The following is a 22,316-nucleotide window of genomic DNA, read 5'->3' on the forward strand; positions in this document are numbered from 1 at the left end:
ATATTCAAGATGATAAAGGTTAAATCTTTTCTATTTTTACCATAAATGCTTGTCTTGCATTAGATCCTATAACAAAATCACCCAAATTAGGACTATTTGGTCTAGTAATATCTCTTAAGCCTAACTGACTATAAGCAATTCCAGTTTTTCGTCTGATTTTTGCTTTAAGTGTTTTTTCATCTATACTAAGATCTTTTGCTCCTTCTGCATCCCTTCCGCCTCCGTGTTCTAAGCCAATTGCACATGGATGAATGCCTTCTTTCACTCTTGCATAACCTATAATTGAAGTTTCATAGGTGCTTAATTTTACTTTATCGTCATTTTTGATATTGTATTTTTTTGCACTTTGTGAATTAATATCTATATAGGTGCTATATTTGATCTCTTTTAAGGACTCAAGAGTAGCAGAATAAGAAGAGAAAACATTGGATTTATAATTAAATGCCAAAAGATCAAAACCTTCTTTTTTGATAATTTTTTCTCCATTGGCGTATCTTGCATCATAATATTTTATAGTTCCACTGTGTCTTTCTCCACTGAGTGCATTTTTAGTTGTTGCCAGTTTTTCATTATAAATTGCAATAGCTTTTTTATAAGAATTGCTTAAAGCATTATCCTTATAAGCACTCTCTTTGCTCGAAAATCTTCCTCCGCGACTCATTATGAAAGCTACTTTTCTCCAATGATCTTTGCAAATTTCTTTTAAGATTTTCTCATATTTTTGCAAACCGCTTATTTTAAACTCTTCATCACTGATATCATTTACAGGATTTTGAGTATCTAATGCAACGTTTAAAAAAGCTCTTAAATAAAAATCTTCAGGCTTATCTAAAGGATAATAATTTCCATCTTTATCTTTAATGGCATCTTTTCCAAAAGAAGGTAAATTTAAAGCTTTTCCGAGTTCAATTAAAAAACTATCCATACATATACTTTGGCCGTTTTTAAATTTTTCATTTGGACTTTGGACAATAGGAAATCTTAAATGGGTTGTTTTTGTGATATATCCAGCCCAAGGAGACAACACTCCCCAAGTTTCAAAAAGCACACTATCAGGAACAATATAATCAGCATATAAACTTGTTTCATTGATAAAAGGATCTATGGCTATAAATAATGGAATTGATTTTTTAGGATCTTTTAAAAGTTCAATAGTTTTTGAATTTAAATTTTGCCCATAAACGAGACTAGTTCCCCAAGTTATTAAGGCGCCAAGTTTATATGGATAAGCATTGGCACTGCTTGTTAAAACTTCATTCTCTAAAGCATTGCTTAGTGGATACCATTGATCTTTGGCAGGATATGGATTTTGATTGTTTTTGATTTTTTCTTGAAATTCTGTACTTGTTTCATAGGCTTTTCTTGCACGATCTATCCTTGTTCCATAAGGTTTCTTTTTACCTTCGTAGGCTAAAAGATTATACATTTTTCCATTAAAACTATTGAATTTTCCACCTCCTATACTCATACCTCCTTTATGGTTTAAATTTCCCACCATACTTCCTAGCATCATGATCGCATAAGCGGTATAAAATCCCGTTGTATGCATGGTTCCTCCATGGCAATCAGTCGCCACAGCTCTACCATACGAAGTGAATTCTTTTGCTAAATCAGCGATAATATTTGGTTCAATTTCACATTTTTGTGCATATTCTTCCAAGCTATACTCAAAAACATTTTCTTTTAAAATTTCAAAGCTAGTTTTTACTTGATACATTTGACCTTTGTATTCTACACTTCCACTAAATTCAAGATCAGCTTGTTTAACTTCATCAGCATTTTTAAGAATGCCATTTTCAAGAACTAAAATTTGATTCTTTTCATCTCTTAAAAAAGTACCATAGTTTGTTTCATCTTGCAAGACAAGATGAGTTGCGTTAGTAAAACTAACATCATTAAGAGCTATTTGAGATTTTAAACTTGGAATTTTTAAATAAGAAAGATTATAAAGTTTGTTTTCTATAATCACTCTTAACATCCCCATGACAAAAGCAAGATCACTCCCTGGTTTTATAGGTATCCATCTTGATTTATTTTCCACTGCAAAGGTATCGGCGTTGGTTAAATTTGGAGTTATAGTGACGTATTTCATTTCCCCTTCACTTCTAGCTTTTGCAAGTAAATGCGCTTGTCTTTTAAAAGGATTTCCAGCTTGTGCGGGTGCGGTTGCTATATTAAGAAGAAATTTACAGTGTTCAAAATCAGGTTTTAAATGGGGATATTTTTGAAAATCATCCAAATAAGCAGCCTCGCCCGCACGCATAGAAAGACCACAGATTGCAGTATGTCCTAAATAATTTATCGTTCCAAAACTTTGAGCAAATCTGTGAGTGATAAAATTTTGCCTTCCTTCATCGCCTGTGCCTAAAATACATAATTTATTTGCCAAAGGACCATAATCTGGATTTTTTTCATCGATTAAAGTTTTTGTATCGCAAAATGTTTTAAGCCCTTCAACATGTCCTTCGTTAAATAAATCCCCGCCATTTACAATTTCAGAGATCAATTCTTCGATGCTGATACTTTTCCATTTATTTTCTCCACGTTTTCCTACTCTTTTTAAAGGTTTTGTGATCCTAAATTCATCATCAAGTTTATGATGGATAAAATTACCCCTAACGCAACATGTAGAACGCATATTTAAGCCATTTTCATTATGATTTGATAAAGCGATAAAACTTTCTTTTAAAGGTGTATTCATATCAAGATAAGGATCGCTTGAAAGCAAACTATAAGGATTTCCACTTACTCTAAGTACTTTTTGGCTTTTTTTATCGATTTTAGCACGCACAGAACAAAAGGTTACGCAACCATTGCAAACACTTGGCATGATGCTAAATTTATCATTAAATTTAATTCCATTTTTATCCAAGGATACTTCACATTCTTGTGCGTTTGCATAGATAGTATTTTTTGCTTTAACTCCTTTATCTGAAAAAGTCAATGCATGTTTTAAAGTATCAGAATATCCAAGTGCCGAAATTGCACCAATGCTTAATCCTGATCCGATTAAAAATTTTCTTCTTTTCATTGTTTTATTTTCCTTTTATCAATATATTTTTATTAAAAAATGCTAAAGCAAGGCAAAAAAGTGCGATTAAAAGTCCATAATTGCAAATTATGCCTATAAGATTTGAAAAATCTATGTGATATTCTAAAAAAGAAAGTGTGGTTTTTGGAAAAGATTGACCCTTGATCACTAGGGTATATCTAAACATTAAACTTCCAAGCACGCCCAAACATCCTGCTAAAATTACAAAAGGTAGTTTTTGGTTTAATTTTGAAAAACCTATGATTAAAGGCAAAAGAAGACAAAATCCCATGTCTATGAAAACGATAAAAAATCCTTCTTTTTGGAAAAAAATTTGCGCTACAAATCTATCGTCTGTATTAAAGACTAATAAAAAGCTAAACCAGAAAATTCTTAAGATAAGATCCAATAAAGCAAAACAAGCTAGAAATTTAGAAAGAGTGGTGAATAAGCTAAAGTCTAATTTTTCTTTTGCAAAAAATTTCACATAAAGCCAAGTTATTAAGATTAGCGTTCCGCTTCCACTTACTAAAGCAGAGATTAGAAATAAAATGGGCATTATTGAAGTATGTAAAAATATAAAAGAAGTTAGAATAGCAATTAAATAAGCGGTATAAAATTCTATACCTAAGGCCAAAACAAAACCTAAAATGCTGCAATAAAAAAGTGATTTTTGATATTTTAAATTTTGATTAAAAACTACTTGGTAGCTAAGATAAAGTTCTAAAAAGATAGCAAAAAAGAAAAAAATCAATAACAAAACTCCCCATTTCATAGGACTGGTAAAGAAATTTTCCCATCCGTATAAAAAGACATTGACTATTCTTCCAGGTTGAGTTAAATCATCGATCAAATTTAAGGGGGCTACCATTAAAAAAATAAAAGCAATTATTAGAGCTAAGAAAGTAGTGCTTTTGAAGTTTTTTTGTTTAAAAATAAAATATAAACTAGCAAAAATAAAATTAGCCGCCGAAATACCTGTCAAAAACAAATAATTAGCTATATTTAAGCCCCAAGGTCTTTCAGGGGTAATGCTTACTAATGAGTGAATAACACTTAAATCCATACTAAACTCCTTTGCTTTGCCATGTTAATTTTTCATTTTTTGACTTTAACGTATCATCTAAATCATCCATTGAAACTACATTGTCTGATAATTCTCCGTTTAAACCTATGTAAAAAACTTGAGGTTTGGTTCCACTTTTTTGTTTTAAAACAGAGCTTGGAAATTGAGTTAATAATTTAGAAATTGAAGAATTTTTATCATTTAAATCCCCGATAATTCTTGCACCTCCAACACAAGTTTCAACACAAGCTGGAAGTAATCCCACATCAAGCCTATGAGCGCAAAAAGTGCATTTATCCACTACTTTAGTTTGAGAATTGATAAATCTTTTATCATAAGGACAGGCATTAACACAGTATCCACATCCCCAACATGTTTGACTGTCAACAACAACAATACCATCTAATCTTTTAAAGGTTGCACCTGTTGGACAAACGCTTACACAGGGTGGATTTTCGCAATGATTGCAAAGCTGTGGCAAAAAAGCTTTTCTGACATTGGGGAAAGTTCCTATTTCAAATTCAGCAACATTAGTTCTAAATTGATCTTTAGGAACTTGATTTTCAACCTTGCAACTTGCAGTACAAGCGTGACATCCTACGCATTTTCTAAGATCAACAAGCATTGCAAATTTTTTATCTTTTTGACCTAAAGCTTCGGGATTGTCTGCATTTCTACTAGGATTTTTTAAATTAAAAGCCTTTGCACTAGAAAATAAAGCCAAAGCAGCACCTTGCTTAAGAAAAAAACGTCTTTTATTCATAGATATATCCTTAAGATATTAAGTTTTAAACATAATGATTGTAAAAAAATAAAGAGAGAAAATAGGGAGATTTTGCTAATTAACAAAAAATTAATTATAATAATATATGGAAGAAATTTTAGCCTTATTTAGTAATTTAAGTGTTTTAAATGTTGAAGATGAAGAAGGGGTAAGAAAATCTTTAAGTGCGAATTTGGCTTTATTTTTTAAAAATGTTTATGAGGCAAGAGACGGAGAAGAAGCTTTAAATTTATTTTATGAAAAAAATCCCGATGTAATCTTCATGGATATTTGCATACCAAAGCTAAATGGACTTGAAGTTTTAAAAGAATTAAGAACTACATATAAAAAAACTCCTATTGTAATTGTGAGTGCCTATAGCGAACAAGAATATTTTTTAAAAGCCATTGATCTTAATATTTGTAAATTTTTAATCAAGCCTTTTACTAAAGATGACTTCATAAATACACTTAAAAGTATAGCTAAATGGATGTATGAATATACTGATGATTATAAAATAATACTACAAGACAATGTTTTTTATGAACCTTTAAAATCCAGTATCTTTTATAATGAACAAACTTTTATTCTTACAAAAAAAGAAAAACAAGTTTTTGAATACCTTTTGAGAAATAAGAATAGAGTTGTTAGTTTTAGTGAGTTAGAAATCTTGCTTTATAATGATACTGAAGATCATAAAAATGCCTTAAAAGCCGTCATTAAAGAATTAAGAAAAAAAGTTCCTAGTAAAACTATAGAAAATGTATTTGGTGTAGGTTATAAATGCGTTTGTATTTAAAATTTTCAACCAAGACAAAGACAATGGTTTTGGTTATAACCTTGTTTATCTTAACTTGCATAGTATTTAGTTTTTTAAGGCAGATCGATATAAGAAATTTAATCAATCTATCAAAAGAAGAATTTAAAGATGAAATCGCAAATATTTATACTACAACTTTAAAACGCACTAAGGAATTTTATACAAGTAGAGCAAAAGCAAATTTAGAATCTGACAATATAAAAAGCTATATAAAAAATCAAGACATAGAAAAAATAAAAAAATTAACTCATTCAAGATTTAAAGTCTTAAAAGAGGAAAATCCTTTTTTGCTTAGTATGAAATTTTTTAATGATAAAGGGCAACTTTTAACTTTCTTAGGAACAAAAAATCAATCTTTAAATCCAAAAAATGCAAAAAATGAGTATTTTTTTCTTGATCAAAATATTTTAACCTATCATATACTAACTCCTTTTTATGAAAAAAGTAAATTGCTCGGATGGATTGAATTTTGCTTATCAGCAGAATATTTTTTGAAAGAAATACAAGATTTTTCGGAACTAAAAGGAAGTATCGTTTTTGATGGAGAGTATCAAGATGGAAATTTAACAACAAAAGGTGAACAAACCTTTATACTTCATTCTTTTACCTTATTTAATACAGACGCTAAACAGGCAAAAATGATTTTTTATCAAGATATTACCAAACAAGAAAATATTATAAAAAAATCTTTCTATGAAGCTTTAATGTTGTCTTTATTTTTAATTTTAATTATTTTATTAATTTTACATTATGGTTTTAAAGTGTTAATTAAAAGGTTGGAAGTGAGTGAAAATTCTTTAAGGCATTTGAATGCGAATTTAGAGCAAGAGATTCAAACAGAACTTAAAAAAAGAAGAGAACAAGAAAGAATGTTGATGCATCAAAGTCGTTTGGCTAGCATGGGTGAAATGATAGGAAATATTGCACATCAATGGAGACAACCTTTAACTGAACTCAGTGCAATCATTACCCATTTAGGTTTAATGATAGAGTTAAAAAAATTAGATTATGAAAATTTTAAGAAACAAGAAAAAAGTGCCGAGAATTTAATATCTTATATGTCAAAAACTATAGATGATTTTAGAAATTTTTTTAAGCCTAATGCCTCCAAAACAATTTTCTATATAGAAGAAACTTTAGATAAGACCTTAAAATTATTGGAATCTTCTCTTAAGGAACACTCAATAAAAGTTGAAAAAGATTTTTCAGAAAAAATAGAATTTTATGGATTTCAAACTCAATTTTCTCAAGCTATTTTAAATATACTTTGTAATGCTAAAGATATTTTAATAGAACGAAAGATAGAAAATCCTTGTATAAAAATATCACTCATCAGGAAAAATCAAAGCATTATTATTAAAATAAAAGATAATGGAGGAGGTATTACCATCTCACCTATAGAAAAAATTTTTGAACCTTATATTAGCAGCAAACATGCCAATATAGGAACAGGTATAGGTTTATATATGAGTAAAGTAATTATCGAGAAAAATTTTAAAGGCAATTTATATGCGAATAATAAAAATAATGGGGCAGAATTTATAATCAGTCTAGCTTTAACTTCCAACCTAAAAATGCAGTTGTAAGTGTAAGAATGAAAATTAAATCCAAAGCCAAGTTTCCAAAACCTATAAGTCCAATTGAAAGCACACTATAAAAAAAACCTCCTACTGCACTATACATACAAATTGTGCTTAAAGAGCCATTTTCGGCCATTCTTTTACAAGGACAAATTTTATAAAATTTTTTTTCGTTAAATTGATTTTTTTTATTAGTTCCGAAAAATAAACCTAAAAGTGCAAAAATATTTAAAAATATAAAAAAATAGACCAAAAATAAATCTAAACTATCCAAAACTCTACTCCTAAAAATATCTCAACCAAGAAGGTAAATGTGCTTGTTCAGCTTTTAAGGTTGTTTCTTGACCATGTCCAGGTAAAAGTTTAAAATCATTTTCATAACCCATCACTTTTTCTAAACTTTTTTTCATAAGATTTGAATCCGAGTAAGGAAAATCCCATCTTCCTATGCTTCTATAAAATAAAAAATCTCCACTAAACATCAAATTTTCACCAACAACTTCTATCATAGTACAACCTGGAGTATGACCCGGTAAAAAATGGAATTTAAAATCAATTCCATTGATATCAAGTATATTTTCATCCTCGACTAAAAAATCTGCTTTGCTATGTTCAAAACCTTTTTCAAAAGGATCATTGAGCATAAATTCATCATTTTTATGTATATAAATAGGGATGTTGTATTCTTTTTTTACCTTAGCATTATCCCAAACATGATCATAATGTCCATGAGTATTTAAAATAGCTAAAGGGTTTTTAACATGCTTTTGTATGAATTTTAAAGCTTCAAATCCTGGATCGATTATAAATTCGCCTTTTTCTGTAAATAAAATATAGCAATTTGTTTCATAAGGACCGCAGGCTTGTTTGATAATTTGCATTTTTTAGCCTTTTCTTTGGAAATTTATATATAATTATACTACTGAATTATTTTAAAGGCAAGTGATGCAATGCGAGTTGGTTTTTAAAGATTTGTGTATTTTCATCAAAGAACAAATTCAAAAAAATAAAAAAAATGGTGTTATTTTGGGGCTTAGCGGAGGGGTTGATTCCGCTTTAGTGGCCACGCTTTGCAAAAAAGCTTTAGATAAAGATGTTTTTGCTCTTTTAATGCCTACACAATATTCGAGCAAAGAGCATTTAAGTGATGCTTTAATGCTTTGTAATGATTTGAAAATAGAATATAAAATTATTTCAATCCAAGAAATACTTGATGCTTTTATAAAGCAAAGTCAAAACATAGATAAAATTCGCATAGGAAATTTTGCGGCGCGCATTAGGATGAGTTTGCTTTATGATTATTCTGTGTTAAAAAATTCTCTTGTAGTTGGAACTTCCAATAAAAGTGAGTTGCTTTTGGGTTATGGAACGATTTATGGGGATCTAGCTTGTGCTTTTAATCCTATAGGTGATCTTTATAAAACGCAAGTTTATGAACTGGCTAAATTTTTAAATTTGCATGAAAATTTTATTAAAAAAAGTCCGAGTGCAGATCTTTGGGAAAATCAAAGTGATGAAAAGGAATTAGGCTTTATTTATGAACAAATAGATTTAGGTTTAAAAGCTATAGAAAATGATGATAAGCAAACTATGGATAAATTAGACGAAAACTTACTCAAAATGCTAAAAACGCGTATAAATAACAATGCCTTTAAAAGATCTATGCCTAAAATTGCAAATTTAATGGAATTTAAAAGTGAATGAGGATAAAAAATATAAACTTTGGCTAGATCATTATTTTTTCAAGCCTAGTTTTTTTCAAAAATGCTTAGTGTATGCATTATTGCCTTTGAGTTTTATTTATGCATTATTGGCTATCATAAACACTTGGTTTTTTAAAAAAATAGATTTTAAAAAGCCTGTGATCAGTGTTGGAAATTTAAGTTTTGGAGGCAATGGAAAAACACCCCTTTGCAAGGCAATAGCAAGGGAATTTGAAGGTGTTTTTATCGTACTTAGAGGCTATAAAAGAAAAGGTAAAGGCTTACTTGTTATTAAGCATAATCATGAAATTTTAGTAGATGTTGCACAAAGTGGTGATGAAGCGATGGAATATGCCTTTGAGGATCAAATTTCAGGCGTAATTGTCAGTGAAAATAGGGTAGAGGGGATCAAAAAAGCTTTTGATTTGGGTGCTAAGATAGTTTTATTAGATGATGCTTTTTCTAAATTTTATATCCAAAAATTTGATATTTTGCTAGAAAGTGAAGTAAAGCCTTATTTTAATTTTACTTTACCTAGCGGGGCGTATCGTTTGCCAAAATTTTATAGCAAAAGAGCTGATTTTTTAGCACTTGAAAATAGGGATTTTATCCGTTATTCTTATACTAAAGAAAATCCTAAGGCTATATTGGTTACGGCTATTGCTAAACCTTTTAGACTTTATGAGCATTTTATAAAGGCTAGGGCTTGTTATTTTTTTAAAGATCATTATGAATTTAAAAAAGATGAGCTTGAAAAATTACTTAAAAAGCATAATTGTGATACTTTAATGCTTACTTTTAAGGATTATGTTAAAGTGAAAGATTTTGGTTTTAAGTGTCAAATTATAGAATTAAATATAGAATTAAAAGAAAATTTTAAAGAGAAATTGCATCAATATGTAAGGAGTTTTGATTGATTTTAGTTGAAAGTAGAAATATTAACAATAAAGCAGATTTTAAAGAAGCATTGATTAATCCAAATGCGCCACAAGGTGGGCTTTACTCGCCTTTAAATTTGCCTTATTTTGATGAGGAAAAATACAGCAAACTTTCTTACAATGATTTTGCTTTAAAATTGATAGAAAGCTTTGAATTTGGCTATGAAGAATTATTTAAAAAAGCTCTTAAAAGTTATGAAAAATTTGATCACGGTTTTGCAATAAATTTAAAGAAAATCGAAGATAAGGTTTATATTAATGAGCTTTGGCATGGACCTACAAGAGCTTTTAAAGATATGGCTTTGCAACCTTTTGGAGTGCTTTTAAATGAATTTTCAAAAGATAAAAAAATTTTAATCATGTGTGCCACAAGTGGAGACACAGGTCCAGCTACACTGAAAAGCTTTGAAAATTTAGAAAATATTAAAGTTGTTTGTATGTATCCAAATGGTGGAACAAGTTCTTTACAAGAACTTCAAATGAGAGCGTTAGATAAAAATAATTTAAAAGTTTTGGCCATTGAAGGTAATTTTGATGACACACAGCGTATTTTAAAAAATCTATTAGCAAAAGCAGAATTTAGAGAAAAATTAAAAATACAAGATTATGAGCTTTGTGCTGCAAATTCTGTCAATTTTGGACGCATTTTGTTTCAAATAATCTATCATTATTATGCGAGTTTAAAATTATGGAATGAATTTAAAGAAAAGATTGAAATTATCGTTCCTAGTGGAAATTTTGGAAATGCTTTGGGGGCTTATTATGCAAAAAAAATGGGTGCAAAAATTTCAAAAATAAAAATCGCATCCAATGCAAATAATATTTTAAGCGAATTTTTCAATAAAGGCATTTATGATTTGCGAGGTAAAATTCTTAAAAAAACTATATCTCCGGCCATGGATATACTCATCTCTTCCAATATAGAAAGACTGCTTTTTGATAAATTAGGTGATTTAAGAACTAATGAGCTAATGAATTCGCTTAAAAATCAAAATTATTTCACTCTTGAACAAAAAGAATTGCAAAGTTTGCAAGAAGATTTTGAAGCTGATTTTTGTGAAGATAGTGAGTGTATGAGATTTATCAAAGAAAGTAAAACTTTAATCGATCCACACACCGCAACTTGTTTTAAAATGCTAGATATTTCAAAACCAAGCATTATCACTTCAACAGCTGAATGGACAAAATTTACTCCAAGTATGATTAAGGCAATCTTTGATAGAGATTGTAAAGATGAAAAAGAAGATTTTAAACTTTTAGCTAAAAATTTTAATCTAGAAGTAAAAGAAGAAATTTCCAAACTTTTTGATTTAAATTTACAAGATAAAAGAGTGTATAAAAGCGAAGAAGTTGAAAATGAAATTTTAGAATGGATGAAAAAATGATTATTATACCTACAAGATTAAACTCAACGCGTTTTCCTAAAAAAATTCTTTGTGATATAGGTGGCGTTCCTATGTTTATAGCGACTGCTAAACAAGTACAAGAAGTCGATGAGGTTTGCATAGCGGTTGATGATGAAGAAATTTTAGAACTTGCTACAAAGTATCATTTTAAAGCGGTTTTAACCAGTAAAGAACATGAAAGTGGCACAGATAGAATCAATGAAGCTTGTCAAAAACTTGCTTTAAAGGATGATGAAATTATCATCAATGTGCAAGCGGACGAGCCTTTTATAGAAAGTAAAAATTTGCTTTTATTTAAAGAATTTGCACATTCTTGCTTAGATAAAGAAGCTTTTATGGCAAGTTGCTATAAAAGCATAGATAAAAAACAAGCCGATGATCCTAATTTAGTTAAAGTGGTTTGCGATAAAGATAATTTTGCCTTATATTTTTCAAGATCAAAAATTCCTTATGAAAGAGAAGATTATCAAGATGATTTTAAGGGGCATTTAGGAATTTATGCTTATAGTGTAAAAGCTTTGCGTGAATTTTGTGCTTTAAAAAATTCAATGCTTGAAAAAACTGAAAAATTAGAGCAGTTAAGGGCGATTGAGAATGGAAAGAAAATCAAAATGCTGAAAATTAGCACTCAAAGCATGGGGATTGATACTCAAGAAGATTATGAAAAGGCTTTAAAAATCTTTGGGTGATTTAAAAATTTATCAAGCAAAAATTAATGATTTAGAAAAGGTATTGTCATTATCAAGTTTATTGTTTAAAAAAAATATTGTAGAATTAAGATTAGAATTTGAAAATATATTAAAAAATTCAAAATATGCTGTATTTTTGCTTGAGCTAAATAATTTATGTGTAGGTTTTGCTTATGTTTGCGTAAGAAATGATTATGTGGAAGGAACTTTTAGTTCCCCTGTTGGATATTTAGAAGGTATCTATATGCAAAAAAATTATAGAAAAAAATCTTATGCTAAAAAATTATTAGCTTATTGTGAGAATTGGATTTTAAATCAAGGAATTGATGAAATTGCAAGCGATTGTGAATTAAATAATATCCAAAGTTTTAATTTTCACTTGCATTGTGGTTTCAAAGAAGTCAGCAAAATCATTTGTTTTACAAAAAAATTATAAGGAGAAATAATGAAAAAAATTGTTTGTTTTTTAATGATGTTTTTTGCCTTGCATTTGATGGCAAAAGATTTGGTAGTAGGTATGGAGCTTGGTTATCCACCTTTTGAGATGAGCGATAAAGATAGTAAGGCGTCTGGAATCAGCGTGGATTTTTTGGATCAATTTGCCAAAGAAAACGGCTATAATCTTGTAGTAAAAAATATTGCTTGGGATGGCTTAATACCTGCTCTTAAAACTGGAAAAATAGATCTTATAATGTCTTCTATGACTATTACAGATGATCGTAAAAAAGTAGTGGACTTTAGCATTCCTTATGTACAAGCTAATTTGGCGATTTTAACTCCGATTAATTCGCAAGTTAAAAGCATAAAAGACTTAAATCAAAAAGGAAAAATTTTAGCTTTAAAACGTGGCTCTACAGGACATTTATATGCAAATAAAAATCTTAAAAATGCTACTATACATCTTTTTGACAAAGAAAATGCGGCAATTTTGGAAGTAATACAAGGAAAAGCCGATGGATTTTTTTACGATCAACTTACTATTTATAGAACTTGGCAAAAACACCAAGATACGACAAGGGCTATTTTAGCGCCTTTTCAGGAAAATCCAGAATTTTGGGGTATAGCCATAAGAAAAGGCAATGCAGGGCTTAAAAAACAATTAGATGATTTTATAAGTAAAAGCAAAAAAGACGGATTTTTTGACTCGCTTGGGGAAAAATATTTAAAAGATGTTAAAGATACTTTTAAAAAGAATCATTTACAATTTTTCTTTTAAGATTTAAGAAAAGACTTTTTAGTCTTTTCTCCATCATGTAACAAAACTTTCTACTAATCTTTGAACTAATAAATTCCAACCATCAACAAGAACAAAAATCAAAAGTTTAAAAGGCAAAGAAATCATTACAGGCGGAAGCATCATCATACCCATAGCCATCAAAACCGAACTCACAACCATATCTATAACTAAAAAAGGCAGATAGATTAAAAAACCTATTTCAAAGGCGGTTTTTAACTCAGAAATCATAAATGCCGGAACCAAAACGGTTAGCGAAACATCGTCAATTGTTTTAGGATTAGGTAAATGACGTATGCGATAGAATAAGGCCAAATCCTTCTCTCGTGTATTTTTAAGCATAAAATCTTTAAAGGGTTTCACTCCTTTAGTAAAAGCTTCTTCATAGCCAATTTTTTCAGCCAGATAAGGTTTTATACCTTCATTGTAAGATTTAGTTGCTACAGGCTCCATAATGAAAAAAGTTAAAATAAGAGCTAAAGTAACCAAAATGGTATTTGGAGGCATACTTTGAGTTCCCATAGCCTGACGTAAGAATGAAAATACTACAATAAGACGCAAAAATGAAGTCATTACAAAAACTATACTTGGAGCAAGTGCAAGAATAGTCAAAACTACGACTATATTAAGAGTTGTAACAAGTTGATTAGGTGTATTTGGAGCACTAAGACTTAAATTAACCGTAGGAATTGTTGCTTCTGGTGCTGCAAAAAGAGTATTAAAGAATGCACTAACAATTAATAAAAAAAATATTTTTTTCAAAACAAAACCTTAAACAATTAATTTTAGTAAAAATGTGTTTATTTTAACTTTTGATGACTAAAAAAAAGTTTAACTTTTATCCAAAATATCTAAACTTTGGATGAATTTTAACTTTAAGATGATAGAATTAGGTATAAATTTATCTATAAAACAAGGTTTTAAAATTATGAAAACTTCTATTTTGATATTGGCAGCAGGACTTGGTACTAGAATGAAATCGCAAAAACCAAAAGTTTTGCAAGAACTTTGTCAAAAGAGTATGATTTTGCATATTTTAGAAAAAGCCTATGAATTAAGTGATGATGTAAGTGTGGTTTTGTCTTATCAAAAAGAACTTGTTGAGAAAGAAATTCTTTCTTGTTTTCCGAAGACAAAAATTTTAGAACAAGATTTGCAAAATTATCCTGGAACTGCAGGTGCTTTAAAAAATTTCAAACCTAGCAAAGAAAAAGTTTTGATTCTTTGCGGAGACATGCCTTTGGTAGAAAGTTTAAGTTTAAAACAATTACTAGAAGAAAATGCCGATTTAACTCTGGCTGTATTTTATGCCAAAGATCCAAAAAATTATGGAAGGGTATTGATAAAAGAAAATAGAATAGAAAAAATCATTGAATTTAAAGATGCTAATGAAGAAGAAAAAAAGATTAATATTTGTAATGCCGGAGTTTATGCTATTAGCTCACAACTTTTAGAACAGATTTTACCATTAATTAATAACAATAATGCAGCAAAAGAATACTACCTTACCGACGTTGTTGCATTGGCTAAAGATAAAATCATTAAGCCTGTTTATGTAGATGAAAATGAATTTATGGGTATTAATGATAAATTTGAGTTGAGTGTAGCTGAAAATTTAATGCAAGAAAAAATCAAAAAACATTGGATGAAACAAGGAGTGATTTTTCATTTACCTCATAGCACTTTTATAGGATTGGATGTTGAATTTATAGGAGAATGTGAAGTTTATGAAAATGTGAGAATTGAAGGAAAAAGCAAGATTGTTAATTCCATTATCAAAAGTTCTAGTGTGATTGAAAATTCTATCGTTGAAAATAGCGATGTAGGGCCTTTAGCACATTTGCGTCCAAATTGCGAGATTAAAAATACTCATATAGGTAATTTTGTAGAATGTAAAAATGCAAAATTAAACACCGTAAAAGCAGGACACTTGAGCTATCTAGGTGATTGTGAAATCGATAGTGGTACAAATATAGGTTGTGGGACTATCACTTGCAATTATGATGGAGTTAAAAAACATAAAACTATTATCGGCAAAAACGTTTTTGTGGGATCAGATACACAATTTATTGCTCCAGTAAATGTAGAAAATGATGTTATTATTGCGGCTGGAAGTTCGGTTGATTGCAATGTTTCTAGCGGTTCTTTGTTTATCAATAGAGCTAATAGAAAAATAATTAAAGATTATTTTTATAAAAAATTTAAAAAATGAAAAAAACAATACTTTTAGCAGTCAGCGGTAGCATAGCTTTTTATAAAGCTTATGAACTTATTTCTTTATTTAAAAAAGAAAAGATTAGAGTTAAAGTTTTACTCAGCCAAGGGCTTTTAAAATTTGCAAATAAAATAAGTTTTGAGGCCTTGGCAGATGAAATTTTATGCGAAGAAAATGAAAATTGGGAGAGTAAAAAAAATCATATAGATTTTAGCAAGGATTGCGATCTTGTTCTTTTTGCGCCCGCGAGTGTTAATTCGATCAATAAACTAGCCCTTGGTATAGCGGATAATCTTTTTATTCAAACTTTAATAGCTTGCAATAAACCTTTAATCATTACTCCAGCAGCTAATACAAATATGTATCATCATTTTAGCACGCAAAATTCTTTAAAATTACTTCAAAAAAATAAAGCCCTAATCATCCCTCCAATTTCTAAAGTTTTAGCTTGTAAAGATGAAGGAGTAGGGGCTTTAGCAGAAGTTGAGGATATATTTAACATCACCAAAAGAGAGCTTTTTAGAAAGAAATTTTGGCTTGATAAAAGCGTGGTGATCAGCGGTGGAGGTACAAGAGAAAAAATAGACGATGTGCGTTGCATCAGTAATTTTTCAAGCGGAAAAATGGCAAAATCAATCGCCGATGCCTTTTATTTTTTAGGATCTAAGGTTATATTTTTAAGTTCTATAGACTTTAAAACTCCTTATGAAATTTACAAATTTGAAAATTCAAAAGATTTAAAGGCATTATTGGAAAAATTTTGTGAAAGTGATTTTTTGATTATGGCAGCTGCTGTGAGTGATTTTATCCCGCGATTTCAAAAAGGAAAAATCAAGAAAAATCAATTTTCAAAAGGTTTAGATCTTCACTTAAAACTTAATGAAGATTTGCTAAAAAATATCAATTTTAAAGGCAAAAAAATAGGCTTTAAAATGGAATTTGATACAGAAAATGCCATAGAAAACGCTAAAAAATCTTTAGTGGAGAAAAACTTAAATCTAGTGTGTTTAAATATCTTAAATAAAAAAAATACTTTTGGAAGCGATCAAAACGAATTTTATTTTATAAGTAAAGACGCTTGTGAAAAAAGTGGCTTAAAAGATAAAAAAGAATTAGCCTTTGATTTGGTAAATTGGTGTGAAAAATTATGATTAATGCTACTTTGCCCATCCAAATGAAAGTTTTGGGAAAAACAGGATATGGTCACTATACTTTGCTTTTAAATCATAAAAAAATTCAAACTAAAAGTATGATAGAATTAGAAATTGGAGCTGAATATTTAGCGGAAATTTATAAAGAAAAAAGCGGCGCAATTCAATTTAAACATCTCTCAAAACGACCTAAATTTATTCCCTTTGAAGAAGGTTTACCTTTGATAGTAGCAATTTTAGAAGATAAAATAAATTACAAAGAATATATCATTTCAAATATTATAGATTGTACAAATAGGGAAAAATATCAAATTTTAAAAGAAATGCTTTTTGCAAGTTTTGAAAATATTTACCATATTCCTTTTGTTTTTGAAGATAAGGCCTGTTTGTTTCAAATGAAAAAAAAGAGTAAATTTTTAGAAATTTATCTTTATTTTAGCGTTTTTGGTGCTTTAAGAATTTTAATCGATCAAAATGGAGTTTCTATTTTCACTCCTTTTTTAAAAGTGCAAAAATTTTTAGATAAACATTTAAGTTTTAGTATTACACAAGATACTAAAATAGAACCTTTGTTTGTATTTAAAAAACTATTTGATTTTAAGGGATAAACAATGAATGAGCTCAAACATCTTGCGGTTGTGATGGATGGTAATAGACGATGGGCTAAAGCTAAAGGCTTTTTAGCAAAGTTGGGCTATACTCAAGGCATTAAAACTATGCAAAAAATTATGGAAGTTTGTGTTGAAGAAGGAATTTCTAATTTAAGCCTTTTTGCTTTCAGTACCGAAAACTGGAATAGACCGCAAGATGAGATTGATTTTATTTTTGAGCTTTTGGATCGCTGTTTGGATGAAGCTTTGGAAAAATTTGAAAAAAATAATGTCCGCTTAAGAGCAATCGGTGATCTAACAAGATTGAATAAATCTTTAAGGGATAAAATCGCTTTAGTAGAAGAAAGAACGAAGCATTGCGATTTGCTTTGTGTAAATTTGGCTATTAGTTATGGTGCTAAAGATGAAATCATTCGTGCAACACGTCGCGTTTTAGAAAAAGGTTTAGAAATCAATGAAAAAAATATCAGTGAAAATTTAGATCTTCCTTTAGATGTGGATTTGATGCTTCGCGTAGGCAATGCAAAAAGACTTTCGAATTTTTTACTTTGGCAATGTGCTTATGCAGAAATTTATTTTAGCGAAACCTTATTTCCTGGGCTTACAAAAAGAGAATTTAAAAAAATTATAAAAGAATATAGAAAAAGAGAGCGAACTTTTGGAAAGTGAAATTTTAACGGCAAATTTTTTAAAATATATTTTTCTAATCATTTCGGGGGCGAGTTTAGGTTCGTTTTTTATGAGCATAACTCAACGTTTTTGTGAAAATAGACCTCTTTTCAGTTTAAGGTCTTATTGTTTTTATTGTAAAAATAAGCTTAGAATTTGGGAATTGTTGCCATTTCTTTCTTATTTATTTTTAAAAGCTAGATGTAGAATTTGTAAAGAAAAAATCCCAATTTGTATATTTTTAGCTGAAATTTTAGGCTCTATTTTCACTTTGATCAGTTATTTTTATAGCCAGAATTTGCAAGAATTTATCATTTTGACACTTTTTTTATTTGTTTTTTTTATGCTTTCTTATATAGATGTTAAATTTAGAGCCGTACCTCAAATTTTACTTTGGTTTATGTTTTTTTTAGCTTTTATTTTTATGTTTAAAAGCAATGAAATTTTATATTTTTTGATGTTTGAAGAATTTAAAAATGGTTTTTTAATTCACGCTTTTTCTTTTGCGGGTTTTTTGTTTTTACTTAAAAATTTTACAGCTTATATTAGAAATTTCAAATCAAAAAAGATACAAGAAAATTTAGGCGATGCAGATATTATTGTATGTTCAAGTATAGCTGGAATTTTTGGATTTAAAGAAAGTTTTATTATCCTTTTTTGTGGAGCTTTATTGACTTTGCCATTTTTTATTTTTTATCAAAGAAAAGAATTGGCATTTTTACCTTTTATCAATACTGCTTTTATCGGCTATTTGATTTTTTTAATCTTTAATCAGGAACTAATATGAAGCTTGTTTCAAGATATATTTTAAATCAGTTTTTAAGCACCAATCTTTCTATCTTTTTTGTGCTTTTTAGTATCGTTTCTATGGTATTTTTTATCCAACTAGCTACTTTAACTTCAAGTATAAAAATTGGCTTTTTGGATTTACTTGAGCTTTATTGTTTTATGTTGCCTAGAATTTTAATTTTTACTTTACCTATATCTTTTTTTATAGCTCTTACCTTAACTTTATTTAGACTTTCTAAAGAAAATGAAAGCATAGTTCTTTTTACCCTTGGATTTTCTCCAAAAATTTTAGCTTCATTATTTTTAAAAATAGCTAGTTTAGTTAGTGTCTTGATGCTATTTACATCTTTAGTAATGATACCTTTAGTTCTTGAACTTCAAGATAATTTTATTAATTATAAAAAAACACAGGTAAAATTTAATTACAAAACAGGAGAATATGGGCAAAGATTTTTAGGCTGGATGATTTTTATAGAAAGACAAGAGAATAATAAATATGAAAATATTGTTATGTATTATCCAAAAAAGTCTGTCGGAGATAAAGAGCTATTAATTATCGCCAAAGAAGCTACAGCCGAAAGAGAAGATACAGGTTTTGCTTTTAAACTTACTAATGGAAAGATGTATAATTTTGATCGTGATAAAATGCTATTTACTGGAGAGTTTGAGAATCTTATTTTAAATACACAATTTAATAATGATAATTTGAAAATAAAAAAATTTTATGAATATTGGCTTGATATCAACTCAAATACAAAGCGTGCTAAAGAATTTGTGATTTATACCACTATAGCGCTTTTTCCATTAGCAAGTACGCTTTTTGCGCTTTCGTTTGGTATCGTGACTTATCGCTATGAAAAAGGTTTTGTTTATATTGGAATGTTTATGGTTATTATTGTATATTTTGGGCTTTTGAGTACATTCTATAAGCCACCATTATTAGCATGTTTTAGTATCTTTATAACAAGTTTTATTATATCAATATTTTGTTTTAAGAAAATGATATTAAGTCGTTATTAAAATGAAATTAAAACTTGTTTTTTCTTACGATGGATCGGCATTTCTAGGTTCGGCTACACAACCACATAAAAAAAGCGTTCAAGATGCTTTGCAAAAGGCTTTGAATCATCTTGGAATTTTTTCTAAAGTTTTGATGGCTTCAAGAACAGACAAAGGGGTTCATGCGAGTTTTGCGGTTGCTTGTGTCGAATGTGGTGAACATTTTAAGGATCTCATCTATTTAAAAAAACAGATCAATAAATTTTCACATCCTTATATACATATTAGATACCTAAAAATTATGCCATCGGATTTTGAAGTAAGATATGATGTTAAAAGTAGGGAATATCGTTATATTTTTCATCATGGACATTTTAATCCTTTTTTGTCGCGATACGTTTATTTTTATCCAAAAATAGACATTCAAAAAGCTAATGAAATTTTAAAATATTTTATTGGAGAACATGATTTTAAATATTTTTGTAAAAGTGGTGGGGATAATAAAACCACCATTAGAGAAATATCTAATGCTTCTGCTTATACTTATAAAAATATGACGATTTTTCACTTTAAGGCTAATGGTTTTTTAAGGGGGCAGATAAGATTGAGTGTCGCATCTGTTTTAAAAGTTTTAGAAAATAAAATGGATATAAAAGAACTAAAAGATCAGATTAAAGCTAAAAAACAACATAATCATATTTTAGCTCCATCTAATGGCTTATATCTTAGTAGAATTTCTTATTAAACTATTCTTCATTTCTAACCGATATAGAAATGATAAATATTATCTACCACTATAATCAAAAGGCAGTAAAATGATAAATAATATAACTTCTTACTCAAATTATAATTACTATACAAATACTTTAAATTCTAAAAAGAATTCTAAAACAAATAATTCAGTAGATAATAATAACAATAAAGAAATAAACAACAATACAAATTTAAATAATAATAACAATATTTCAAACAATACCTCATTAAAACAAATAAATTCAAATTTAGTAAGTGATAAATCTAAGGCTGTTAATAAAATACTAGGTTATGGTGTAGATGAAGATGGTTTTTTTACCAGTGATTTCAATGAAGCTGCAGGAATACCTAAAGATTATAAGATTTATGCTAAAGATATGGAAAGTTTTGTGAATAATCAAACAAAAGGATTGTTGTCAAGTTATGTAAGCATTGATATAGCTAAAACCATAGGAAATGCTTATAAAGTTTTTTCACAACTTTTAGATAATGAGTTATCAAATAAAAATAGCTTTACAAAGCAAGACTTAAGTATAATTTCACAAGCTTTTGAGTTTGATAAAAATACTCTTCAAGTAACTAAAAAATATAATTTAGATAATAAAGAATATAAAAATTTTATTTCCAATTATCAAAATTATTCTCCAAGTGGAGATAATGTAAAAATGATAACTTTTTTCTCTCTTGATGATAATGGACAAGATATTTTTAAATATTCTCCAGTTAATCCTGAAAATTATACCAATACCGATAATACTTTATCAAAAGGTGGTGTGTTGATGACTTTTTTATCAGGGTTTATAGGAAAGAATTATTTTACCCAAGGACAAACGAGTATATTAGGGAAAATGCAAGGCCTCGATAATTCTATGAATGAAACACAGATTAATGATTTAAAAAAATTTATTGACGAAAATAGTATGAAATTTAATGGAAATATTTTTGAACTTTTTGATTTATTAAACTCAAATATGAGTATCGATGAATTTAAACAAAAAATACTAGAAAAAAGAAGTGATACAATAAAAATAGATACTGATAGCTTAACACAACAAACCAATGAAACTAATCAAACAAAAACTAAACCCTTTAAACCCATCCAAGCAGAAAGTAAAAACAAAGAAACCTATCAAAGTAAAGATACCAATGAACTTATAAAAAAACTTCTTGAAAATAAATTTGATTTAGCAAAAGAATTAGAAATTCTTTTTAATGTAAAAATAGATAATAATAGTTCTAATACTAATGACAATACAAATAACAATTCTAATAGCAATAACAATAATACTAATGATAACAATTCCAATACCAATCATCTTAGTAAATTGAGTTCTAAAACTAAACATAGAAGTGTGAATGTTAAGGTTTAGATATTTCTAGTCTTTTGTTTTACAAAGTGACAATTCGCGCATAATGCATTTATTGTGTATAAAATTAATTCCTAATTTTATACATTCTTCTTGAACTTCATTATTAAAAATTCCAAGTTGCAGCCAGAAATTTTTAATCCTTTTTTTAATGATTATTGGTAATAGATTGGAAGCAAAGCTACCTTTTCTAAACATCAATACAAGATCTATTTTTTGATCAATATCGTCCAATGTTCTGTATATTTTCTCGCCTAAAACTTCTTCAAATTTTGGGTAAATAGGGTAAATTTTATAGCCATTTTCTTTCAAGAATTGTCCTACTATAAAAGATGCTTTGTTTGTATCGACGCTCAATCCTACTATAGCAATGCTTTTTGTTTGGTTAAGTATTTTTTTTATCATTAAATTTTCATTCATGTTTGACTTTCTATAAAAATTTGAAATTATATTAATCTTATTTTCCTTAAAAAATAAACCATATAAAGAAGTTTGAAAAATAAAATTTTGATATAATTAAAATAAAAAGGAG

Annotated in this window: 23 protein-coding genes; 16 read left to right on the top strand and 7 right to left on the bottom strand. The window is 28.5% G+C overall.

The features are described from left to right. Positions 1-19 precede the first annotated feature (19 nt). Genes CQA76_RS03845 through dsrO form a run of 3 tightly spaced genes read right to left on the bottom strand, consistent with a single transcriptional unit; the run spans position 20 to position 4,860 of the window. A complete protein-coding gene (locus CQA76_RS03845) occupies positions 20-3,031 on the bottom strand; it encodes a molybdopterin-dependent oxidoreductase (RefSeq protein ID WP_137622131.1) in 3,012 nt (1,003 codons plus the stop codon). Positions 3,032-3,035: 4 nt separating this feature from the next. Next, positions 3,036-4,097: an NrfD/PsrC family molybdoenzyme membrane anchor subunit gene (nrfD, locus tag CQA76_RS03850; protein WP_137622132.1), complete on the bottom strand. Its 1,062-nt coding sequence runs from the start codon at positions 4,095-4,097 to the stop codon at positions 3,036-3,038. Position 4,098: 1 nt separating this feature from the next. Then, a complete protein-coding gene (gene dsrO, locus CQA76_RS03855; RefSeq protein WP_137622133.1) occupies positions 4,099-4,860 on the bottom strand; it encodes a sulfate reduction electron transfer complex DsrMKJOP subunit DsrO in 762 nt (253 codons plus the stop codon). Positions 4,861-4,966: 106 nt separating this feature from the next. On the opposite strand from dsrO, the gene CQA76_RS03860 reads away from it, so the two are divergent. Both CQA76_RS03860 and CQA76_RS03865 read left to right on the top strand, forming a co-directional pair. Next, on the top strand, positions 4,967-5,659 hold the full coding sequence (locus tag CQA76_RS03860; protein ID WP_137622134.1) for a response regulator transcription factor: 693 nt from the start codon (positions 4,967-4,969) through the stop codon (positions 5,657-5,659). Then, positions 5,644-7,266 (top strand): ATP-binding protein, encoded by a 1,623-nt coding sequence (locus CQA76_RS03865; protein ID WP_137622135.1) that lies wholly within the window; start codon positions 5,644-5,646, stop codon positions 7,264-7,266. The genes CQA76_RS03860 and CQA76_RS03865 overlap by 16 nt, the downstream gene beginning before the upstream one ends. Here the strand turns inward: CQA76_RS03865 and CQA76_RS03870 are convergent. Together CQA76_RS03870 and CQA76_RS03875 are read right to left on the bottom strand one after the other, a co-directional pair. Further along, on the bottom strand, positions 7,226-7,534 hold the full coding sequence (locus CQA76_RS03870) for a hypothetical protein (RefSeq protein WP_137622136.1): 309 nt from the start codon (positions 7,532-7,534) through the stop codon (positions 7,226-7,228). The two genes, CQA76_RS03865 and CQA76_RS03870, sit on opposite strands and share 41 nt — an antisense overlap. 10 nt (positions 7,535-7,544) lie before the next feature. Beyond that, positions 7,545-8,141 carry an MBL fold metallo-hydrolase gene (locus CQA76_RS03875; protein WP_137622137.1) on the bottom strand — a complete coding sequence of 199 codons (597 nt, stop codon included), beginning with the start codon at positions 8,139-8,141 and terminating at the stop codon, positions 7,545-7,547. A 64-nt stretch (positions 8,142-8,205) separates the two neighbouring features. On the opposite strand from CQA76_RS03875, the gene CQA76_RS03880 reads away from it, so the two are divergent. Genes CQA76_RS03880 through CQA76_RS03905 form a run of 6 tightly spaced genes read left to right on the top strand, consistent with a single transcriptional unit; the run spans position 8,206 to position 13,212 of the window. After that, entirely contained in the window at positions 8,206-8,964 is a 759-nt protein-coding gene (locus CQA76_RS03880; protein ID WP_137622138.1) for an NAD+ synthase, read from the top strand. Beyond that, entirely contained in the window at positions 8,957-9,880 is a 924-nt protein-coding gene (locus CQA76_RS03885; protein WP_137622139.1) for a tetraacyldisaccharide 4'-kinase, read from the top strand. The genes CQA76_RS03880 and CQA76_RS03885 overlap by 8 nt, the downstream gene beginning before the upstream one ends. Continuing rightward, positions 9,877-11,286 (top strand): threonine synthase, encoded by a 1,410-nt coding sequence (thrC, locus tag CQA76_RS03890; RefSeq protein ID WP_137622140.1) that lies wholly within the window; start codon positions 9,877-9,879, stop codon positions 11,284-11,286. The genes CQA76_RS03885 and thrC overlap by 4 nt, the downstream gene beginning before the upstream one ends. Continuing rightward, entirely contained in the window at positions 11,283-11,996 is a 714-nt protein-coding gene (kdsB, locus tag CQA76_RS03895) for a 3-deoxy-manno-octulosonate cytidylyltransferase (protein ID WP_137622180.1), read from the top strand. Before thrC ends, kdsB begins: the two co-directional genes overlap by 4 nt. Next, complete coding sequence (gene aac(6'), locus CQA76_RS03900; RefSeq protein ID WP_137622141.1) at positions 11,989-12,432, top strand: aminoglycoside 6'-N-acetyltransferase; 444 nt, start codon at positions 11,989-11,991, stop codon at positions 12,430-12,432. Before kdsB ends, aac(6') begins: the two co-directional genes overlap by 8 nt. A 9-nt stretch (positions 12,433-12,441) precedes the next feature. After that, positions 12,442-13,212 carry a transporter substrate-binding domain-containing protein gene (locus tag CQA76_RS03905; RefSeq protein WP_137622142.1) on the top strand — a complete coding sequence of 257 codons (771 nt, stop codon included), beginning with the start codon at positions 12,442-12,444 and terminating at the stop codon, positions 13,210-13,212. A gap of 33 nt (positions 13,213-13,245) precedes the next feature. Here the strand turns inward: CQA76_RS03905 and fliP are convergent, their stop codons facing one another. Further along, the gene (gene fliP / locus CQA76_RS03910) at positions 13,246-13,992 is read right to left on the bottom strand and encodes a flagellar type III secretion system pore protein FliP (protein ID WP_137622143.1); all 747 of its coding nucleotides are present in this window, start codon (positions 13,990-13,992) and stop codon (positions 13,246-13,248) included. 166 nt (positions 13,993-14,158) lie between these two features. Between fliP and glmU the strand changes: the two genes are divergently transcribed. From glmU to CQA76_RS03950, 8 genes are all read left to right on the top strand, one after another. After that, positions 14,159-15,442, top strand: a complete 1,284-nt coding sequence (glmU, locus tag CQA76_RS03915; protein ID WP_137622144.1) for a bifunctional UDP-N-acetylglucosamine diphosphorylase/glucosamine-1-phosphate N-acetyltransferase GlmU — start codon at positions 14,159-14,161, stop codon at positions 15,440-15,442. Then, positions 15,439-16,596: a bifunctional phosphopantothenoylcysteine decarboxylase/phosphopantothenate--cysteine ligase CoaBC gene (gene coaBC / locus CQA76_RS03920; RefSeq protein WP_137622145.1), complete on the top strand. Its 1,158-nt coding sequence runs from the start codon at positions 15,439-15,441 to the stop codon at positions 16,594-16,596. The genes glmU and coaBC overlap by 4 nt, the downstream gene beginning before the upstream one ends. Further along, positions 16,593-17,204: a hypothetical protein gene (locus tag CQA76_RS03925; protein ID WP_137622146.1), complete on the top strand. Its 612-nt coding sequence runs from the start codon at positions 16,593-16,595 to the stop codon at positions 17,202-17,204. The genes coaBC and CQA76_RS03925 overlap by 4 nt, the downstream gene beginning before the upstream one ends. Positions 17,205-17,207: 3 nt before the next feature. Continuing rightward, the gene (uppS, locus tag CQA76_RS03930) at positions 17,208-17,876 is read left to right on the top strand and encodes a polyprenyl diphosphate synthase (RefSeq protein WP_137622147.1); all 669 of its coding nucleotides are present in this window, start codon (positions 17,208-17,210) and stop codon (positions 17,874-17,876) included. Positions 17,877-17,904: 28 nt separating this feature from the next. Then, positions 17,905-18,663 (top strand): prepilin peptidase, encoded by a 759-nt coding sequence (locus CQA76_RS03935; protein WP_408608972.1) that lies wholly within the window; start codon positions 17,905-17,907, stop codon positions 18,661-18,663. After that, positions 18,660-19,685: an LptF/LptG family permease gene (locus CQA76_RS03940; protein ID WP_137622148.1), complete on the top strand. Its 1,026-nt coding sequence runs from the start codon at positions 18,660-18,662 to the stop codon at positions 19,683-19,685. The genes CQA76_RS03935 and CQA76_RS03940 overlap by 4 nt, the downstream gene beginning before the upstream one ends. Before the next feature lies 1 nt (position 19,686). Beyond that, positions 19,687-20,409, top strand: a complete 723-nt coding sequence (truA, locus tag CQA76_RS03945; RefSeq protein ID WP_137622149.1) for a tRNA pseudouridine(38-40) synthase TruA — start codon at positions 19,687-19,689, stop codon at positions 20,407-20,409. A gap of 70 nt (positions 20,410-20,479) precedes the next feature. Next, positions 20,480-21,787, top strand: a complete 1,308-nt coding sequence (locus CQA76_RS03950; protein ID WP_137622150.1) for a Cj0814 family flagellar-dependent secreted protein — start codon at positions 20,480-20,482, stop codon at positions 21,785-21,787. Positions 21,788-21,793: 6 nt separating this feature from the next. On the opposite strand, the gene CQA76_RS03955 is transcribed toward CQA76_RS03950, so the two are convergent. Then, positions 21,794-22,204, bottom strand: a complete 411-nt coding sequence (locus tag CQA76_RS03955; RefSeq protein ID WP_137622151.1) for a CoA-binding protein — start codon at positions 22,202-22,204, stop codon at positions 21,794-21,796. Between the last annotated feature and the right edge of the window lie 112 nt (positions 22,205-22,316).

It is taken from the genome of Campylobacter aviculae (assembly GCF_005406215.1).
Lineage (GTDB): Bacteria > Campylobacterota > Campylobacteria > Campylobacterales > Campylobacteraceae > Campylobacter_D > Campylobacter_D aviculae.

Bases quoted from the DNA above. Each gene is read 5' to 3' on its own strand.
- dsrO (WP_137622133.1), bottom strand. From the start codon at position 4,860: ATGAATAAAAGACGTTTTTTTCTTAAGCAAGGTGCTGCTTTGGCTTTA.
- CQA76_RS03955 (WP_137622151.1), bottom strand. From the start codon at position 22,204: ATGAATGAAAATTTAATGATAAAAAAAATACTTAACCAAACAAAAAGC.
- CQA76_RS03950 (WP_137622150.1), top strand. From the start codon at position 20,480: ATGATAAATAATATAACTTCTTACTCAAATTATAATTACTATACAAAT.
- coaBC (WP_137622145.1), top strand. From the start codon at position 15,439: ATGAAAAAAACAATACTTTTAGCAGTCAGCGGTAGCATAGCTTTTTAT.
- uppS (WP_137622147.1), top strand. From the start codon at position 17,208: ATGAATGAGCTCAAACATCTTGCGGTTGTGATGGATGGTAATAGACGA.
- glmU (WP_137622144.1), top strand. From the start codon at position 14,159: ATGAAAACTTCTATTTTGATATTGGCAGCAGGACTTGGTACTAGAATG.
- CQA76_RS03875 (WP_137622137.1), bottom strand. From the start codon at position 8,141: ATGCAAATTATCAAACAAGCCTGCGGTCCTTATGAAACAAATTGCTAT.
- CQA76_RS03845 (WP_137622131.1), bottom strand. From the start codon at position 3,031: ATGAAAAGAAGAAAATTTTTAATCGGATCAGGATTAAGCATTGGTGCA.
- CQA76_RS03880 (WP_137622138.1), top strand. From the start codon at position 8,206: ATGCAATGCGAGTTGGTTTTTAAAGATTTGTGTATTTTCATCAAAGAA.
- kdsB (WP_137622180.1), top strand. From the start codon at position 11,283: ATGATTATTATACCTACAAGATTAAACTCAACGCGTTTTCCTAAAAAA.
- truA (WP_137622149.1), top strand. From the start codon at position 19,687: ATGAAATTAAAACTTGTTTTTTCTTACGATGGATCGGCATTTCTAGGT.
- nrfD (WP_137622132.1), bottom strand. From the start codon at position 4,097: ATGGATTTAAGTGTTATTCACTCATTAGTAAGCATTACCCCTGAAAGA.
- CQA76_RS03865 (WP_137622135.1), top strand. From the start codon at position 5,644: ATGCGTTTGTATTTAAAATTTTCAACCAAGACAAAGACAATGGTTTTG.
- CQA76_RS03925 (WP_137622146.1), top strand. From the start codon at position 16,593: ATGATTAATGCTACTTTGCCCATCCAAATGAAAGTTTTGGGAAAAACA.
- CQA76_RS03860 (WP_137622134.1), top strand. From the start codon at position 4,967: ATGGAAGAAATTTTAGCCTTATTTAGTAATTTAAGTGTTTTAAATGTT.
- CQA76_RS03940 (WP_137622148.1), top strand. From the start codon at position 18,660: ATGAAGCTTGTTTCAAGATATATTTTAAATCAGTTTTTAAGCACCAAT.
- CQA76_RS03905 (WP_137622142.1), top strand. From the start codon at position 12,442: ATGAAAAAAATTGTTTGTTTTTTAATGATGTTTTTTGCCTTGCATTTG.